The 14,280-nt window shown below is 57.8% G+C and carries 17 protein-coding genes and 1 tRNA gene; 9 read left to right on the forward strand and 9 right to left on the reverse strand.

The features are described from left to right. Positions 1 to 117 precede the first annotated feature (117 nt). The 3 genes from ACVWZJ_RS10225 (at position 118) to ACVWZJ_RS10235 (ending at position 2,447) form a co-directional block, all read left to right on the forward strand. Complete coding sequence (locus ACVWZJ_RS10225; RefSeq protein ID WP_457395977.1) at positions 118 to 381, forward strand: hypothetical protein; 264 nt, start codon at positions 118 to 120, stop codon at positions 379 to 381. A gap of 76 nt (positions 382 to 457) precedes the next feature. After that, positions 458 to 2,083, forward strand: coding sequence for a TM0106 family RecB-like putative nuclease (locus tag ACVWZJ_RS10230; RefSeq protein WP_457395978.1), 1,626 nt, complete (start codon positions 458 to 460; stop codon positions 2,081 to 2,083). A gap of 130 nt (positions 2,084 to 2,213) precedes the next feature. Next, complete coding sequence (locus ACVWZJ_RS10235) at positions 2,214 to 2,447, forward strand: hypothetical protein (RefSeq protein WP_041436636.1); 234 nt, start codon at positions 2,214 to 2,216, stop codon at positions 2,445 to 2,447. A gap of 169 nt (positions 2,448 to 2,616) precedes the next feature. On the opposite strand, the gene ACVWZJ_RS10240 is transcribed toward ACVWZJ_RS10235, so the two are convergent. After that, a tRNA-Pro gene (locus ACVWZJ_RS10240) sits at positions 2,617 to 2,690 on the reverse strand. 233 nt (positions 2,691 to 2,923) lie between these two features. On the opposite strand from ACVWZJ_RS10240, the gene ACVWZJ_RS10245 reads away from it, so the two are divergent. Further along, a complete protein-coding gene (locus ACVWZJ_RS10245; protein ID WP_011433613.1) occupies positions 2,924 to 4,117 on the forward strand; it encodes an RNA-guided endonuclease InsQ/TnpB family protein in 1,194 nt (397 codons plus the stop codon). A gap of 1 nt (position 4,118) precedes the next feature. Here ACVWZJ_RS10245 and ACVWZJ_RS10250 read toward each other — a convergent pair whose 3' ends face one another. Both ACVWZJ_RS10250 and ACVWZJ_RS10255 read right to left on the reverse strand, forming a co-directional pair. Continuing rightward, positions 4,119 to 4,532: an NfeD family protein gene (locus ACVWZJ_RS10250; RefSeq protein WP_011433612.1), complete on the reverse strand. Its 414-nt coding sequence runs from the start codon at positions 4,530 to 4,532 to the stop codon at positions 4,119 to 4,121. 90 nt (positions 4,533 to 4,622) lie between these two features. After that, a complete protein-coding gene (locus tag ACVWZJ_RS10255; protein WP_011433611.1) occupies positions 4,623 to 4,862 on the reverse strand; it encodes a hypothetical protein in 240 nt (79 codons plus the stop codon). 139 nt (positions 4,863 to 5,001) lie between these two features. On the opposite strand from ACVWZJ_RS10255, the gene ACVWZJ_RS10260 reads away from it, so the two are divergent. Continuing rightward, positions 5,002 to 5,196: a hypothetical protein gene (locus tag ACVWZJ_RS10260; RefSeq protein WP_011433610.1), complete on the forward strand. Its 195-nt coding sequence runs from the start codon at positions 5,002 to 5,004 to the stop codon at positions 5,194 to 5,196. Here ACVWZJ_RS10260 and ACVWZJ_RS10265 read toward each other — a convergent pair. From ACVWZJ_RS10265 to ACVWZJ_RS10275, 3 genes are all read right to left on the reverse strand, one after another. After that, on the reverse strand, positions 5,193 to 6,248 hold the full coding sequence (locus tag ACVWZJ_RS10265) for an SAM-dependent methyltransferase (protein WP_457395979.1): 1,056 nt from the start codon (positions 6,246 to 6,248) through the stop codon (positions 5,193 to 5,195). The two genes, ACVWZJ_RS10260 and ACVWZJ_RS10265, sit on opposite strands and share 4 nt — an antisense overlap. Further along, positions 6,245 to 6,847, reverse strand: a complete 603-nt coding sequence (gene leuD, locus ACVWZJ_RS10270; protein WP_011433608.1) for a 3-isopropylmalate dehydratase small subunit — start codon at positions 6,845 to 6,847, stop codon at positions 6,245 to 6,247. The genes ACVWZJ_RS10265 and leuD overlap by 4 nt, the downstream gene beginning before the upstream one ends. 107 nt (positions 6,848 to 6,954) lie before the next feature. Continuing rightward, complete coding sequence (locus ACVWZJ_RS10275) at positions 6,955 to 7,281, reverse strand: phasin family protein (protein WP_011433607.1); 327 nt, start codon at positions 7,279 to 7,281, stop codon at positions 6,955 to 6,957. Between the two features lie 42 nt (positions 7,282 to 7,323). On the opposite strand from ACVWZJ_RS10275, the gene ACVWZJ_RS10280 reads away from it, so the two are divergent. Then, positions 7,324 to 7,662, forward strand: a complete 339-nt coding sequence (locus ACVWZJ_RS10280) for a hypothetical protein (protein WP_011433606.1) — start codon at positions 7,324 to 7,326, stop codon at positions 7,660 to 7,662. Next, positions 7,659 to 8,135: an urease accessory protein UreE gene (locus ACVWZJ_RS10285; protein ID WP_011433605.1), complete on the forward strand. Its 477-nt coding sequence runs from the start codon at positions 7,659 to 7,661 to the stop codon at positions 8,133 to 8,135. The genes ACVWZJ_RS10280 and ACVWZJ_RS10285 overlap by 4 nt, the downstream gene beginning before the upstream one ends. Positions 8,136 to 8,178: 43 nt before the next feature. Here ACVWZJ_RS10285 and ACVWZJ_RS10290 read toward each other — a convergent pair whose 3' ends face one another. Both ACVWZJ_RS10290 and ACVWZJ_RS10295 read right to left on the reverse strand, forming a co-directional pair. Beyond that, positions 8,179 to 8,883 carry a Uma2 family endonuclease gene (locus ACVWZJ_RS10290; protein WP_041436634.1) on the reverse strand — a complete coding sequence of 235 codons (705 nt, stop codon included), beginning with the start codon at positions 8,881 to 8,883 and terminating at the stop codon, positions 8,179 to 8,181. Between the two features lie 177 nt (positions 8,884 to 9,060). Next, complete coding sequence (locus ACVWZJ_RS10295) at positions 9,061 to 10,989, reverse strand: S9 family peptidase (protein ID WP_457395980.1); 1,929 nt, start codon at positions 10,987 to 10,989, stop codon at positions 9,061 to 9,063. Between the two features lie 442 nt (positions 10,990 to 11,431). Here ACVWZJ_RS10295 and urtE point away from each other — a divergent pair, with 442 nt between their 5' ends. Both urtE and mnmH read left to right on the forward strand, forming a co-directional pair. Next, entirely contained in the window at positions 11,432 to 12,187 is a 756-nt protein-coding gene (gene urtE, locus ACVWZJ_RS10300; protein WP_414390224.1) for an urea ABC transporter ATP-binding subunit UrtE, read from the forward strand. 219 nt (positions 12,188 to 12,406) lie between these two features. Beyond that, positions 12,407 to 13,471: a tRNA 2-selenouridine(34) synthase MnmH gene (mnmH, locus tag ACVWZJ_RS10305; RefSeq protein ID WP_457395981.1), complete on the forward strand. Its 1,065-nt coding sequence runs from the start codon at positions 12,407 to 12,409 to the stop codon at positions 13,469 to 13,471. On the opposite strand, the gene ACVWZJ_RS10310 is transcribed toward mnmH, so the two are convergent. After that, positions 13,464 to 14,267: a M55 family metallopeptidase gene (locus tag ACVWZJ_RS10310; RefSeq protein ID WP_011433595.1), complete on the reverse strand. Its 804-nt coding sequence runs from the start codon at positions 14,265 to 14,267 to the stop codon at positions 13,464 to 13,466. The genes mnmH and ACVWZJ_RS10310 overlap by 8 nt on opposite strands. Positions 14,268 to 14,280: the final 13 nt, after the last annotated feature.

Below are 14,280 nucleotides of genomic sequence, written 5' to 3' on the forward strand. Positions count from 1 at the left end.
AACTCTTTGCCGCAAATCCAAAGAATGAGTCGGCATTCCTTTCTCTCCTTCCTCTTGAATACCTGTACCCTATTTTAAATTAAAAGGCTGTAACCTCTACTAACCAATGTAAGGAAAATGCAGAGCAAAGACCGATTCGACCAAATTGACTTCCGGCTGGATCGCCTGGTTGGGGCTGTGTTGACCCTGGCCGAGACCGTCAGCTTCGTCAAGGATGACCTGACCCATCTGAAAGCCATTGTTCAACAACAGGTGCTGATATCCCAGGAGCACAACACCTGGCTGGGAGAGTTAAAGACGATATGTCAACAGCAAGCCGATACAGCTCGTCGCCAATCTGAGACGATTGAGCGCATTATTGCCCATCTCCTGCCCACTTAGGATCCCAAGTCTTGAGGGATCCCAAAGGCAGCCTGGGGGCGTGCCACAATGGCAGCAGAGCTGAGGTTGTCCACCGTTGGAGTGCCAGGTTGCAGCAGCAGGACAGGGTTCTGTTGAGGCTGAGGAGCTGCTTGCTTTCTTTCGTTGCCGACGCTTGCCTTACCTGGATCGCTTTGGCCCTCAAGAGGCCAAGCTGCCGCCGGACAACCTGCTGGAGCAATGGCGGCGGGATCGCCAAACCCTGGCAGCCGCTGTGTTTGAGCAATTCCCCGGAGAACGAATCGCGCCGGGCAATGAAGCTCTCTTGGCAGCCATGGCCGACGGGGCGGAGCGGATCTACGGCGGACGGATTGCCGCAGAGCTGTTTTGGCAACCGCAGGAAGATCTCAACTGTACTGCTGAGGCAGAGCTGTTGCAGCTTGCTTCTGAACCTGTCCCTCACTCCTCCTCTCCAAGGGATCCCATCCCTGCCCCAGAAGACTGCGAGATGGTGCCCGCTCTTGCGTTGCCGCCTGAAGCTGTTCCAGAGGGACGTTCAGTTTGGGTGAGCAGCTCCCTGGATCTGCTGATTCGGGATCCCGCTCTCGTTGGCAGAAGTCGCCACGCCGCCCGATCCTCTTACCTGCCGGTTCATATTCGTATCGGCAAACGCCCCAAACCGGAATACGAATTGTTGCTGGCTTTGCAGGCAGAGTTGCTCGGATCCCTGCAGGGAAACGTTCCCAAGCGGGGCATTTTGATCCTGAAAGATGGGAAGTGGCACCCCGTCCACCTGAGCCGCCGACGAGCACAGGTGCGGCAATTGCTGCAGGAGTACCTGCACTCCCTCAACCAGCCGGAACCACCGCAGGTGTTCATGGCCCGCAGCCGCTGCCATCTTTGCCACTGGCGGGAGCATTGTCGCCAGTTGAACGCCGCCGCTCAACCCCTCAGCCTGCTGCCGGGCGTAACGGGATCCCGCTATCCCCTTTTGCAAGAGGCGGGGATCCACTCGATTGAAGCCCTGGCCAACGCTCAGTTGGATAGGTTGCAAGCCATTCCCAAGTTGGGATCCGGCGTGGCCCTGCAACTGCAGCTTCAAGCCCGTGCCACCCTCAGCCGGCAGCCTCTCTGGATTCAATCCCCCCCGGAAACCCTGCCCACCACACCCGTAGAGCTGTACTTCGATATCGAGGCGGATCCCCGCCACAACGTCGCCTATCTGCTGGGGCTGCTGGTGGTGGAGCAAGCCGAGGGGAAAAAGGTTGCGAGCTATCACAGTTGCCTGGCCGCCGAGCCGCGGGAAGAAAGGCAAGCTTGGGAGCAATTCTTGCAACTGGCACAACGCTATCCTGACGCTCCCATCTACCACTTTCACGGCTTTGAAGTGCAGACCTGCCGACGGCTGGGGGAGCAATACCGCACGGATCCCCGACAGCTGCGGCAGTTGTTGCAGCGCTTTGTGGATTTACAGGCCTGGGTGCAACGCTCGGTGGTGCTGCCGATCGAGAGCTATTCCCTGAAAAACATCGCCCGCTGGTTGGGGTTTCAGTGGCGTCTGCCTGATGCCAATGGCGCCCAGTCCATTTATTGGTATAGCCAATGGCTGGAAACTCGGGAGCGCAGATATTTGGAGCACTCGATTATCTACAACGAGGATGACTGCCGGGCTACCCACCGCCTAAAAGACTGGCTGTCCCAAGGAGTCCTCCATGCCGAATGATGCGAATAAATTGACAAAGACGGCCTATCCCCAGCCGCAAATGCCGCAGCTTGCGCCGCCAGTCTTGTGGCCAGTTGCTGAGGTTTCGTTTAGAATCAGGCAGGACTGTTTAGTTTATCAGGGGAATCCCATGCTGTTGAAATCTCATGAATCTCCTCGCCATCAGGGCAGAAACCGTCGCGGTCGTGGGGGATCGGCACGCAAGCGCCAACTGGACAAACGGAACCGCGCCTTGATGCAACGATTACGACAACGAGAGCAAGCTCTCAACTCTCGATCTTCTCGGCAGGGGCAAGTTAACCCTGCCTTTTTTGTGCTTGCTTCTCCTTGGCCTGGCTACGAGGGATCCCGCTTGGCTGCCTGATCCGCCCATTTCTTTCATGGCATCGAAGAATCGAAGAGTTTGCTTCTTGCGCCTTCAAGACAAAGACTGCACCCCTGCCGATAGATGCGGGTTTTGGCTGCGGGGCTCTGGATAGGTGGGAAACTCTCGGTCAATAGCGTAAACGGCTCAATTCCCGTCGCAGTCAGGATCGGGATGACAGGATTTGAACCTGCGGCCCTCTGCTCCCAAAGCAGATGCGCTACCAAGCTGCGCTACATCCCGGCTTAACTTTTGTGATTATGCCAGATCCCCGCCTCCGATGCACCCCTAAGCAGGGATCCCTCGCTCAGATCAACAGGGGAACAAAAGAATCTGTCCGCTTCAGCTAGAGCCCGCAGGAGCCCCGCACTCTACATTAGTGGCTAGTGACTAGTGGCTAGTCACTACCCACTCACCACTATCCAGGGTCAGTGCCGAGAGGAATGCGGCCTTCCTTGATGAAGTACAATCGGCGCATGACCCAAGCCCTGACTGTAGCTTGCAAGCTCAAGGTGTCCCAGTCGCAGGCCGCAAAGTTGGATGCGACAATGGATGCCTTTGTGCAGGCGTTGAACTGGGTCAACCAAAACACACCAGAAAAAGTAGTCAACGCAGTCAAACTCCAATCCCTTTGCTATTACCAGATTCGCGCTCGGTTTGGCTTGTCCAGTAATCTGGCCCAGCAGGTCTGCAGACGGGTGGCAGGCGCTCGCAAAGTGGCGAGACAGCGCAACCGTCCAGTTAAAGAGTTCAAGCGTAGGTTCGTTACCTACGATGCACGTATCTTCTCGTTTCGCGAGAAAGACTGGACAGTGTCGCTTGCCACGGTTGATGGAAGAGAACGCTTTGAGCTAGCCATTGGCAACTACCAGAGGGGAATGCTGGCTGGCTCTAACCCCAAATCGGCCACCCTAGTCCAGCGCAAAGATGGCTCCTACTACATCCAGATTTGCGTAGAGAAAAAACCACCCAAGCAACAAGATACCGACAAGGTGATCGGGGTGGATTTGGGAAGGATAGATATCGCTCATACCTCAGAGGGGAAGAACTGGAATGGACAGCAGTTAAACAAGGTACGAGACCACTACTCCAAGCTGAGGGCGGCACTCCAACGCAAAGCCAGTAAGGGCACACGCAGTTCGCGGCGCAGATGCAGAGAACTGTTGCAACGGCTGTCTGGCAAGGAGAGGCGCTTTCAAGCTTGGGTGAACCACAGTATCGCTAAGAGCATCGTTAAAACAGCAAAATCTCTTTCTGCCTGCATTGCAATTGAGGACTTAAGCGGCATTCGAGAACGCACCAATCAACACCCCCGCAGTCGTGAGGAGCGGCGGCGTAGCAATAGCTGGGCGTTCTACCAGCTGCGGCGGTTTATCGAATACAAGGCTGTGAGGGCGGGTGTCAAAGTGGTAGCTGTCCCTGCGGCCTATACCTCGCAGATCTGCCACAAGTGCCTGCATATTCATCCCGACTCCGCTCAATCCTATCGCAAGGGTAAGCAGTTCAAATGCGGGCACTGCGGTTGGGAAGGGGATGCGGATTTTAACGGTGCGAAGGTGATTGCGCTTTTGGGGGCTGCTGTAAACCAGCCTAGAGGTTCGTGGTTGGCTTGCCAACTGCAGGGCTACCAAAAGCCCGCCCTGTACTGCGAAGCAGTCAGGGTCGGGTAGTTTACGACTTGAGCATCTTGGCCGGCATGACAATGAGGGTATTCCCCTGTCGCTCCACCACGTAGAGCTCCTGTCCGGCTTGGATTTCTAGGTTGGGAATGCTGCACTTGGCGTTCCAGGTGGAACCCAGATAAGAAACCCGCCCCCGTTCGCCTGGGGGAATGGGGGTGATTGCCCGCGCCTCGCGAGATTCCTCTACCTGAACCGATCCATGGGGCACCAGACGGCGGCTGAGGATAATCAACACCACCGATGCCCCAATCCAGCTGGCAAATTGTACCCAGATCGGCAGCCCCAAATAAGCCAAAAGCCCCGCCAAGAGCGCCGCCAGCCCCACCGAGCTGGCAACCAATTCTGGCAAAAACAATTCGGCAGAAATGAGGACTAACCCGATGATGATCCAAGGCCAAACCATAGAATCCAGGGATCCCACCTAACTCAGTATGGCTCAAAACCCCTGGATCCTCAGCAGGGATCCCTTGTCCTTAGGGAGACTGGTTGGGGCTTACCCGCCCAAGCGGTAATTCTCCAAAAACTGCAGGGGATCCATCTCTTCCTGAGGGGAGCTTTTGGGTAGGTTCTTGGATTCGGCGATCCGCATCAAGGTCTCCCAGTCGGTGCTCATGACAAAGGCCACGGCTTGGCGAGCCGCCTCTCGGTGGGGGCAGTCCTCTCCCAAGACACAGCCATCTCGACAGAGGGTGGCGCAATCGTGCGCAGTGCTCCTGGGATCCGGGCCAGCCATGATGTCTTCCTCTCGGTGGGTTTCACGTTTTCTTTAGGATACCTGAAGAGAATCTTGCGCTTGCAGGAGATTTGGGTCAGGGCGGGTAGCTTGGATGAGGAGATGAGGCGACAAGACCTGTTCAAGCAAGAGGAGCCTTATGGAGTTTTCGCAATTGCAAGCGCTGGTGGATCGAGCGCTGGAAGACAAAAAGCTCACCCGCACAGAGGTGGATCAAATCGTCAACGCCATCCGGTCGGACGGCAAAATCTCCCCCGAAGAGATAGGCTTGCTGGAGTCCATTCGCGAAATGGTGCTCCGTCGGGAGATTCAGGTGGTGGAAACGGCAGATTAAGGGGCAGGGATCCCCAAGTAGAGGGTGACTTCGCTGCGGTTGTGAAACAGGTGGCGGGCCCTCACCAAGGGGAAGGCACTACCCAAGATCTCCAAACTTTGCCGCAGCACCCGCAGGCGGTGTTGGCGAGGTAACTTCAGGGTCATCACAGCTCTCCCCTGTGGCTGCAGATGGGGGGCAAAAGCCACCATCAGGCGGGCAGAAGCCGGGCCATCCATCCGCATGTCGTTGAGGATCAGGTGAAACCGGCCTGGGCCACGGGCCAAGTAGGCTTGGGCGCTGAGGCGATGGTGGCAGATCCCCGGATCTTGGCTGAGGCGCTCGTGCAAGTCCGCCGGATCCACTGCCGTGACCTGCTGGCCATATAGACGCAAAATGCGCGACCATCCCCCCGGCGCTGCCCCCAGATCCAGAGCCTGTCCCCCTGGCACCAAGGGAATCTGAAACACCTGGATGGCCTCCAGCAGCTTAAACTCGGAGCGGCTGATCTGCTCTGGATCCTGCCGAAAGCGATGGATCCCACCGGCCCAGTTGGAGAGGTTCTGGGCAGCCAAGGATAGGCCCAGCCAAGCGCGAATGCCCATCGGTTGAGCCAGGATCACCACCGAGATTACCTGCTGGGGGTCTTTGACCTGCAGGGGGGATCCCACCGCTGCCATCACCTGTTCGGCCAGGGTTTCATTGACCTGGAAGGGCTTGAGAGCCGGCTCTCCAAACAGGCGCGTCTGAACCGAAAAGCTGAGGGCGGGGTCAATGGCTGCCAACATTTCCCCATCAAGGCGCAATTCAACTAAGGATCCCTCGGCCAGCCGCCGTTCTTGGTGAATGGGGCAGATGTGGCGCAAAAAAATGGGCGGGTCAGCTTGCCAAGCCCCAGCCAGGTCGGCAAATGAGCGTTGGCTGCATACCCACACCAAGCCAGGTGCTTCCTTTAGCCGCTGCACGGCAGCCTCTGGATCCGCAGCTTCTATCTCCCGGATCGCCAAATCCATAAAATCCGGGTCGGCACTGCCCAGCCATGTATGGGTATCAGGGGGGAGAGGATTGCTCAACGGGCTCGCTGCCAACGCACGTAGGGTAAAGAAGCGGCTACTTGCTGAATCTGGGCTTGGGCGGCCAGCAGTTGTCCTGTGGCGTCCCAGGTGCCCTGCACCAGCATTTGCCAGGCTCCCTGGGGGATCTCCACAGCAGCGGCGTTCTCCCCCCAGCACACCTGTTTGCTGGGCAGATCCAGTGTCAACTGGAGCTGGGGATTTTCCGCCACCGCCTTCTGCAGGGCTTGAATCACAGCCGGGGGTGCCGTAACACAAGGGATCCCTAGGGCCAAGCAGTTGCCGAAGAAGATCTCGGCAAAGCTTTCGCCAATGAGGGCGCGGATCCCCCATTTGGCCAGCGCTTGGGGGGCATGCTCCCGGCTGGAGCCACAGCCAAAATTGGCATTGACCACAAGGATCTGGGATCCCTGGTACTGAGGCTGATCGAAGGGGTGTTGGCCGGGATCCTGGGCGCGGTCGTCGGCAAACACGTGCTGGCCCAAGCCGTCAAAAGTGACGCACTTCAAAAAGCGGGCCGGGATAATCCGATCGGTGTCGATGTCGTTGCCCAGCAGGGGGATCCCTCGGCCTGTGACGGTCAAAACTTCGCTTGACATGGGAACTTGATGAATTCTCCCAGAGAGGACTTCAGGGTATCGCAACGTTCGGCAAAACCCTGCCCAACGGCAAAGGAAAGCCGGCAAAAGGGGAAGGCTTGGCTCGGCTACCGGCGGTAAACCTGATTTTCCAAATTGCGCACCTGCCGCTCCAGCCGATCCAGCCGCCCGCGCAGCTCGTCCATTTCCGATTGGCGGGGCACGCCCAGATCCTGCAGGACGTTGCGCACCTGCCGCTGAACGTAGGATTCAAAGTTACTCTGCTCGGCCTTCACCTGGTTGAGCAGGTTGTTGATGACATTGGATGCCTCTTCTGGGTTGAGCTGCCCCTTCTGCACCAAGTCGTCGGCAGCCTTTCTCAACTGTTCTGCCAGCAGAGTGGTTGTGCCCACGCCCATTAGCAAGAGCTGACGTAAGATACTGTTGTTGTCCAATGCTGCCCTCCAAAGGACGCTTCGCGAACGGTACGGGCCTCCATGACTACCCATTTTCCTCAGTTTGCCCTCAACTTCGCAACCGGCTCGGCCAGTTTCTCCCTTTCGCCTGAGGCGGCACAACAATGGCACAAGGCTCTGCAAATCCTCTTGGAGCGACTCAAGATCCGTTCCCGACAGCAGCCTCAGGAGCCGGTTGAGTTTCGTTACCCTACTGAAGATTTCAGCTTGGAGATGTTCTGCAACCCCAACATCTGGGCTGGCCCCCACGCAGCCAAGGTGCTGGTGACTCTGAAAACCAAGGTGCTGCGCCTTTCCACCGAAGTGGAGTTCTCTCGCCTTCAAGAAGACCTCAGCCAATATCTGGAGTCCCTAACATGAGCGAAGATGCCCATGCTGCGGGAGAGGATCCCGCGGCCATTACGGTGACGCAACTGCTGGACGAGCCGCCAGAGGGGATCCCCGGCCACTTGGAAGTGGTTGCCCTCACTTGGCACGACCGCCAGCGATCCCGGCAACGGCTGGTGAGCGACTGGGGTACCGAGATCCAGTTGATGCTGCCTCGGGGCACCCATCTTCACGATGGGGATCTGCTCTATGCGGATGCGCAGCGACACATTCGGGTCAAAGCCCAACCCGAACCGGTGCTCTTGATTCAACCTGAAAACCCCATCCAGATGGGCCAGGTGATTCATCAACTGGGCAATTGGCACCGCCCGGCCCACGTTTCCCCCCAAGGGCAGATCCTGGCGCTGGCCGATGATCCGCTGCAGGACTGGCTGGCCCACATGGGGATCCCGTTTCGGTTGGAGATGGCTGTCTTCGAGCCCAACCTGTTGGCCCACAGCCATTAACCTGGGCCTTTCTGAGCGCAAACCCGTCCCTCCGACTCATGGCCTAGGCTCCAGCCTCTGCTTCTCGGGTTGCCAACCGCGCTGCAAACTCTCGGTGTTCCTCCGACTCAATTCCCCTTTGCAGCACACCCAACACCTGCTGCATGTTGCCCGTCAGCAGCGCGTCCACGGCTAACCACAACCCCGGAAACACCCGACTGTACAAAACGCCCAACTCATTGGGCTGTTGCTGCACGTACTCTCCATTCTGGAAGACATACCAGCGAAAGGCTTGCTCTTGGGTTAGCCAGACCAGATATTCCCGCACGCCGTTGCGCCGGTAGGCCCGCAGCTTATCATGCAGGTCGTAGGAAGCTGTGCTGGCGGCAATCTCCACAATCAGCTCCGGTGCACCCTCAATGTAGTCATCCTCGCTAATGCGGGACTGTCCCCCACAAGATTCGTGCATCCGCAATATGGCATCTGGCTGCGGCTCATTGTCCAAGTCCAGGCGAACGGTTGGATTGCCCGCCGACTCAACCCCCGGCGTTGCTGCTTCATAAACTCCCAGCCAGGCCATGATGTGGCTGTGTGGTCTGCCATGTCGGCGATATCTGAGGGGAGATGCCACGTAAACAATTCCCTCAATCAGCTCGGCTTTTTTGAGCTGAGGCATGGCTTGATAGCGCCGTTCAAACTCATCGCGGGTGAGACGATCGCCGCTTTCTAAGATGGGCAGTTCACGGAAGGAAGGGCTACTGACGCTCATGACCAGCTCTCTTACCAGCAGTCGCGACAGTGTTGCGGAGCAATATCGATGACTCCATCCGGGTTGGCTGGTAAGTCCATCATAGAGGGGCTGCTCTGTCGCGACAGCGTTGTGGAGCAACAATGGGCCATAGATGGGACGGGATCCCTTTCTATTCGACCCATTGAGCAGTCATCATCAGATGTCCAAGTTCTCGATCCGAACCGGCTCAAGAGGTTCTGCCAGCGGAAACCCCAGCACCTGGGCATAAAAGTAAAGCTCTGCCTCCAAAGCCCGTTTGATGTTGGCCGCCTGGCGAAAGCCGTGTTGCTCTCCCTCGAAGGGCACATAGGCCACTGGGATCCCTTTGGCCCGTAGGGCTGCCACCATCCTCTCCGCCTGATTGGGGGGCACGATGGCGTCTTCCAACCCTTGGAAGAAGATAACCGGACAATTGAGGCCCTCCAGGTGATGAATGGGGGAACGCTCCCGGTAGAGATCCCGCCGCTCTGGGTAGGGGCCAATGAGGCTGTCCAAGTAGCGAGACTCGAACTTGTGGGTCTCCTGGGCCAGGGCTTCTAGATCGCTCACCCCGTAGTAGCTGGCACCTGCTCGGAAGACGGCGTGGAAGGTCAAGGCCGCCAACGTGGTATAGCCGCCAGCGCTGCCCCCTTGAATGAGCAGCCGTTCCCCATCCACCTTGCCCTGTTCTGCCAAAAATTGGGATCCGGCGATGCAATCTTCCACATCTACCAGGCCCCACCGGCCTTTGAGAGCATCCCGATAGGCCCGTCCGTAGCCGCTGCTGCCCCGGTAGTTCACATCCAAAACGGCAATCCCCCGACTGGTCCAGTATTGGATCCCCAGGTTGAGCACGGCTGCCGTCGCTCCGGTGGGCCCGCCGTGGCTTTTCACCAATAGGGGTGGCTTTTCGCCAGTGGGAGCAACAAAGTCGCGGTTCTTGGGGGGATAGAAGAAAGCATAGGCCACTGCCTTGCCGCCACCGGTGGGAAAAACAATAGGCTCTGGGATCGACAGATAGTCGGGATCCACCGCCACGCTGCTGGAACGGGCCACCACCTCCACTTGGCTGGAGGGTAAGTCTAGGCAGACCAAGGCAGTGGCTTCCGTCGGGGATCCGGCCAGGAAAGCGGCTTTTTCCCCACTCACCTGCAAACCGCTGATCTGGGTGTAGGGCAAGGGGATCCCTGCCAACTGTCCTGAATGGGGATCCAGATAAGCCAGATGAGACAGCCCGTCTTGTTCATAACAGGCCAGGATGCGCCCATCGCCACAGAAGCCGTAGGTGCTCAGGCCAAACACCCACTGCGGCTCTCCAAACTCCGCTTCCATAGGGCAGAGGGGAATGGGGCCCTGGGGATCCCAGCGATAGAGGTTCCACCAGCCGCTGCAATCGGAAACAAAGTAGAGATCCCCTTGCGGTGACCACTGGGGCTGGAAGATCGACTCGGCAGGGCCACCGGCCAGCTTTTGAGGTTCTCCCAAGCTGCCGTCAGGGTTCACCTCAGACCGCCACAGCTCTGTGCCGTCCCAGGGCATTTGGGGGTGATCCCAGGTCAGCCATACCAAGGTCTGGCCGTCTGGACTGAGGCGCGGGCTGGCGTAGAAGTCGTGCCCAGAAGCCAAAATCTGCTGGGATCCACTTGCTAAGTCAATCGAGACAAGGCTGTTTTCCGGCTCTCCCTGGCGGCTGTGATCTTCCCGCACACAGAGGATGCGTCCACGCGCCCGATCCACCACCCCGTCGGCGTAGCGATAGGGGCCTGCTTCCGTCAGGGGCTGGGGATCTGAACCCGGCAGCAGGCGGTAGAGCCGTTGGTCAGCGAAGTTGCAAAAATACACTACCCCTGCCGACACCCAATAAGCTCCACCCCCATACTCATGCACTCGTGTCCGCACATTGAAAGGTGCCGGTGTCAGCTCCACCAGGATCCCGTCGGCAGAGCGCCGCATCAACACATTGCGCCCTTTTTCTTGCGGGCGGCCCTCCGTCCAGTAGAGATCCCCCTGATCCCAAACCATCTGTCCCAAGCGCAGGGATCCCGTCACCACCAGGTCAGCGGTAATCGGGGATCGCCAAGATCCATAGCCAGCCTGTTGCACCATAAGCTGTTAACTCTCAACTAATTCTCGACCCCAGAACCCCTATTATGCCGGCAGCAAGGGATCCCTGCCTTTGCCTACAGCCTGTGGGGAAAGGGAGCCGAGAACAGGCTCGGATTCTGGGAAAAGGTATCCCGCGATACAATTCTCTCCGGGCTGAATGGGTTTGATGGAACACGTTAAGGCAACAGGGATGCACAACGCTTTCTCGACTGCAGGATTAGCCTTTCCCCTGTTGACGTTGGGAAGGCATTCGGTGAAAGCCTCAGCTGAGCGCAGTTGGGCAGGTTCAACACATGGGCGAGGTGATGAGCTAGGTGCTTCCCTCTGTTGGCCGGGCTGCTGCAACAACTGGACTTCTTAACACCCTTTGCACTCACTTCGTTTCGGAGATCACCGATGGCTCAATCTTTTAATCGTCTTTAATCGTCGTCAAGTGCTGAAAATGGGCGCTCTGGCAAACGCGACCGCAACACAAAACTTATCCCGAGATGGATCCGGGCCTCTCCTGGAGGTCTCCAACTTGAGGGTTTACTATGGTCAGAGTTTAATTGTGAAGGATCTCTCTTTTAAGATCTTTCCCGGCCAAGCGGTTTGCCTTCTGGGCCGCAATGGTATGGGCAAAACCACCACGCTTAAAGCCCTGATGGGACTTCTGAAAGACTGCACAGGCAAAATTGCTTTTGAGGGCCGTCCTATCAACCATTACCCTCCCAATTGGCGAGCCCGCGCCGGTATTGGCTATGTACCCCAAGGTCGAGAGATATTTCCCCGCCTAACGGTTGAGGAAAACCTGCTGGTGGGGCTAGAAGCGGCACCGGACAGAGAACGGATCATACCTGAGTTTGTCTATGACCTATTCCCAATTCTGCGTTCTTTTCTTAAACGGCTGGGTGGGGATTTGAGCGGTGGGCAGCAGCAGCAACTGGCCATCGCCAGAGCTTTGGTGGCGGAGCCCAAACTTTTGCTCCTGGATGAGCCCACAGAAGGGATCCAGCCCTCTATCATTATCGAGATCGAAGAAGCCATCAGCCGCATTCAAAAGGAGCGGGGCGTTTCGGTGTTGCTGGTGGAGCAGTATTTTGAGTTTGCCCAAAGTCTGGCCGATTACTTTTATCTTATGGAAAATGGATCCCTTATCATGGAGGGGCCGACTGACCAAATGGACGAAGAAAAAGTCCGAGCTCACCTTTCTATCTGAGGTGGCACCTGGAGAGCCTGAAAACCTCTATAACTTTTTTGAGAGCGGCAAATGGCATCCTGCATGTTCCAGAGACCTTGCCTAAACTTCTGGAAAAGCGAGAAGTCCACCTGCGAGGGGATAGGCTAGGGTTAGCCCTGGGCTTCCTTGAGCAGCAGCGTTGGCTAAGCTAGAAACTGTTCAAGATTGCGCTAGCTTGCCATTTCCATCCACAGGTTTGTGTCTCCTCCGATTCACTTCACTGCAGAGCCCTGGCTGCACACCTACAGCGAAATTATCGATGTGCGCTCTCCGGCAGAGTTCGCAGAGGATCATTGGCCGGGAGCCATCAACTTGCCTGTACTCTACGATACAGAACGGGCGGAGGTGGGCACGCTCTACAAGCAGGTGGATCCCTTCGCAGCCCGCAAACGAGGGGCAAGCTTGGTGGCCCAGAACATCAGTCGCCACTTGCAAACCCATTTTGCCGATAAAGATCGCGATTACCGGCCCCTAATCTACTGCTGGCGGGGAGGGCAGCGCTCTGCCAGCTTGGCATTGGTGTTGTCCCAGGTGGGCTGGCAGGTTACGGTTTTGCAAGGTGGCTACAAAACCTACCGGGCCTGGGTGCGCCGACAGCTGCAGATCTTGCCCCAGGAATTTACCTACCGAGTGCTCTGCGGACCAACAGGGAGCGGCAAAACCCAGTTGCTTCACCATCTGCGCCAACAGGGATCCCAAGTCCTCGATCTGGAAAAGCTGGCCTGTCACCGGGGATCCCTCCTGGGGGCCGAGTGGGGGGTGCCACAGCCCGGTCAGAAGAGCTTTGAAAGTCAACTGGTGCAGGTTTTTCTCCAGTGGGATCCCGCCAAGCCAGTCTGGGTGGAGGCTGAGAGTGCCAAAGTGGGCCAGCTCCATCTGCCGCCTGCCCTTTGGCAAGCCCTTACCCAAGCCGACTGTGTCGAAGTGCAGTTGCCTCTAGAGGAGCGGGTGAAGGGGCTGATCGCCCACTATCCCCACTGGATTGCTCACCCCCAAGCGCTAAAGGGGAAATTGCTGCCTCTGAAGTCCCGTCTTGGCCAGGCCCGCCTGCAGCGTTGGTTTGAGCTGATCGACGCCCAAGACTGGCCGCAGTTTGTGCAGGAGTTGCTGGAGCAGCACTATGACCCCACCTATCGGCACGGGCTGCAGCAAAACTTCAATCGCCTTCGGGCCCGGATTGAGCTGTCTGACCTTTCCGAGACCAGCCTCAGGGAAGCTGCTGCTCGCCTCATCCAGATGCCGCTTGGATCCCTGGCTAGGTGAGCACAATAAACTCCAAAGCCCGCAACACCTCAAACCACTCGGAAACTTCCAGCCGAACCGTGGAATCGGCAATCCACCGGCAGCCGGGATAAAAAGACTTGCGGTAGGCGCGAGCGGGATCCTTGTAGTCCACTTCCAATTGAAAGTGATCCGGCAGTGGGCGAGGCCGGTAGGCCGGCAGCCGCCTCAGGGATCCCTCTACACCTTGGCGGATGGCCCGCAAAACTTGCTGCGGATGTGGCGCAATGACCGACTGGCCCATTCCTTTGTGGGTGACCACCGTCTCGATTTGGGCGTCATAAGCTTTTGCTTCAGCACACACCTCCGCATCTCCGGCTACAAACACAACTGGGACTCCCTCATAGGCAGCCGTGAGGCTGACCAGGTGAAACTCGGCGATGGCCTGGCCGTTCAGCCGGATTTGGCTAACTTCGGTGGTGTAGGTGTGGGCGAGGGGGTTGGCAGCAGATCCGGCGCGGGCATGATAGCCGATTAGGAGCAGGGCATCGTAACTGCGATCCAACTCTTGCACCATACAGTAGGGGTGGCCGCTCCAGCCGCGGATGAGTTGCACCGGCTCCGGCAACCGTTCGGGGATGAGGTTTCGCCCGGAGTCATGGGCATCTTTGACCGTGATCTGCGTGGCTCCGGCAGCCAGGGATCCCTCACAAGCCGCGATCACTGCTCGGGTCATCTGCTCTCGGAATGCCTCGTAACCCGGCTGGCCGATGGTGGCCTCATCCCAATGGCTGATGCCGGCGATCCCCTCGATATCGGCGCTGATATAGACCTTCATGCTTGGCTCAGTA

The sequence above is a fragment of the Thermostichus sp. OS-CIW-29 genome, from assembly GCF_054058195.1.

Bases quoted from the DNA above. Each gene is read 5' to 3' on its own strand.
- ACVWZJ_RS10290 (WP_041436634.1), bottom strand. From the start codon at position 8,883: ATGAGCGTCAGTAGCCCTTCCTTCCGTGAACTGCCCATCTTAGAAAGC.
- leuD (WP_011433608.1), bottom strand. From the start codon at position 6,847: ATGTCAAGCGAAGTTTTGACCGTCACAGGCCGAGGGATCCCCCTGCTG.
- urtE (WP_414390224.1), top strand. From the start codon at position 11,432: ATGGGCGCTCTGGCAAACGCGACCGCAACACAAAACTTATCCCGAGAT.
- ACVWZJ_RS10255 (WP_011433611.1), bottom strand. From the start codon at position 4,862: ATGGCTGGCCCGGATCCCAGGAGCACTGCGCACGATTGCGCCACCCTC.
- ACVWZJ_RS10260 (WP_011433610.1), top strand. From the start codon at position 5,002: ATGGAGTTTTCGCAATTGCAAGCGCTGGTGGATCGAGCGCTGGAAGAC.
- ACVWZJ_RS10245 (WP_011433613.1), top strand. From the start codon at position 2,924: ATGACCCAAGCCCTGACTGTAGCTTGCAAGCTCAAGGTGTCCCAGTCG.
- ACVWZJ_RS10280 (WP_011433606.1), top strand. From the start codon at position 7,324: ATGACTACCCATTTTCCTCAGTTTGCCCTCAACTTCGCAACCGGCTCG.
- ACVWZJ_RS10295 (WP_457395980.1), bottom strand. From the start codon at position 10,989: ATGGTGCAACAGGCTGGCTATGGATCTTGGCGATCCCCGATTACCGCT.
- ACVWZJ_RS10250 (WP_011433612.1), bottom strand. From the start codon at position 4,532: ATGGTTTGGCCTTGGATCATCATCGGGTTAGTCCTCATTTCTGCCGAA.
- ACVWZJ_RS10225 (WP_457395977.1), top strand. From the start codon at position 118: ATGCAGAGCAAAGACCGATTCGACCAAATTGACTTCCGGCTGGATCGC.
- ACVWZJ_RS10235 (WP_041436636.1), top strand. From the start codon at position 2,214: ATGCTGTTGAAATCTCATGAATCTCCTCGCCATCAGGGCAGAAACCGT.
- ACVWZJ_RS10285 (WP_011433605.1), top strand. From the start codon at position 7,659: ATGAGCGAAGATGCCCATGCTGCGGGAGAGGATCCCGCGGCCATTACG.
- ACVWZJ_RS10310 (WP_011433595.1), bottom strand. From the start codon at position 14,267: ATGAAGGTCTATATCAGCGCCGATATCGAGGGGATCGCCGGCATCAGC.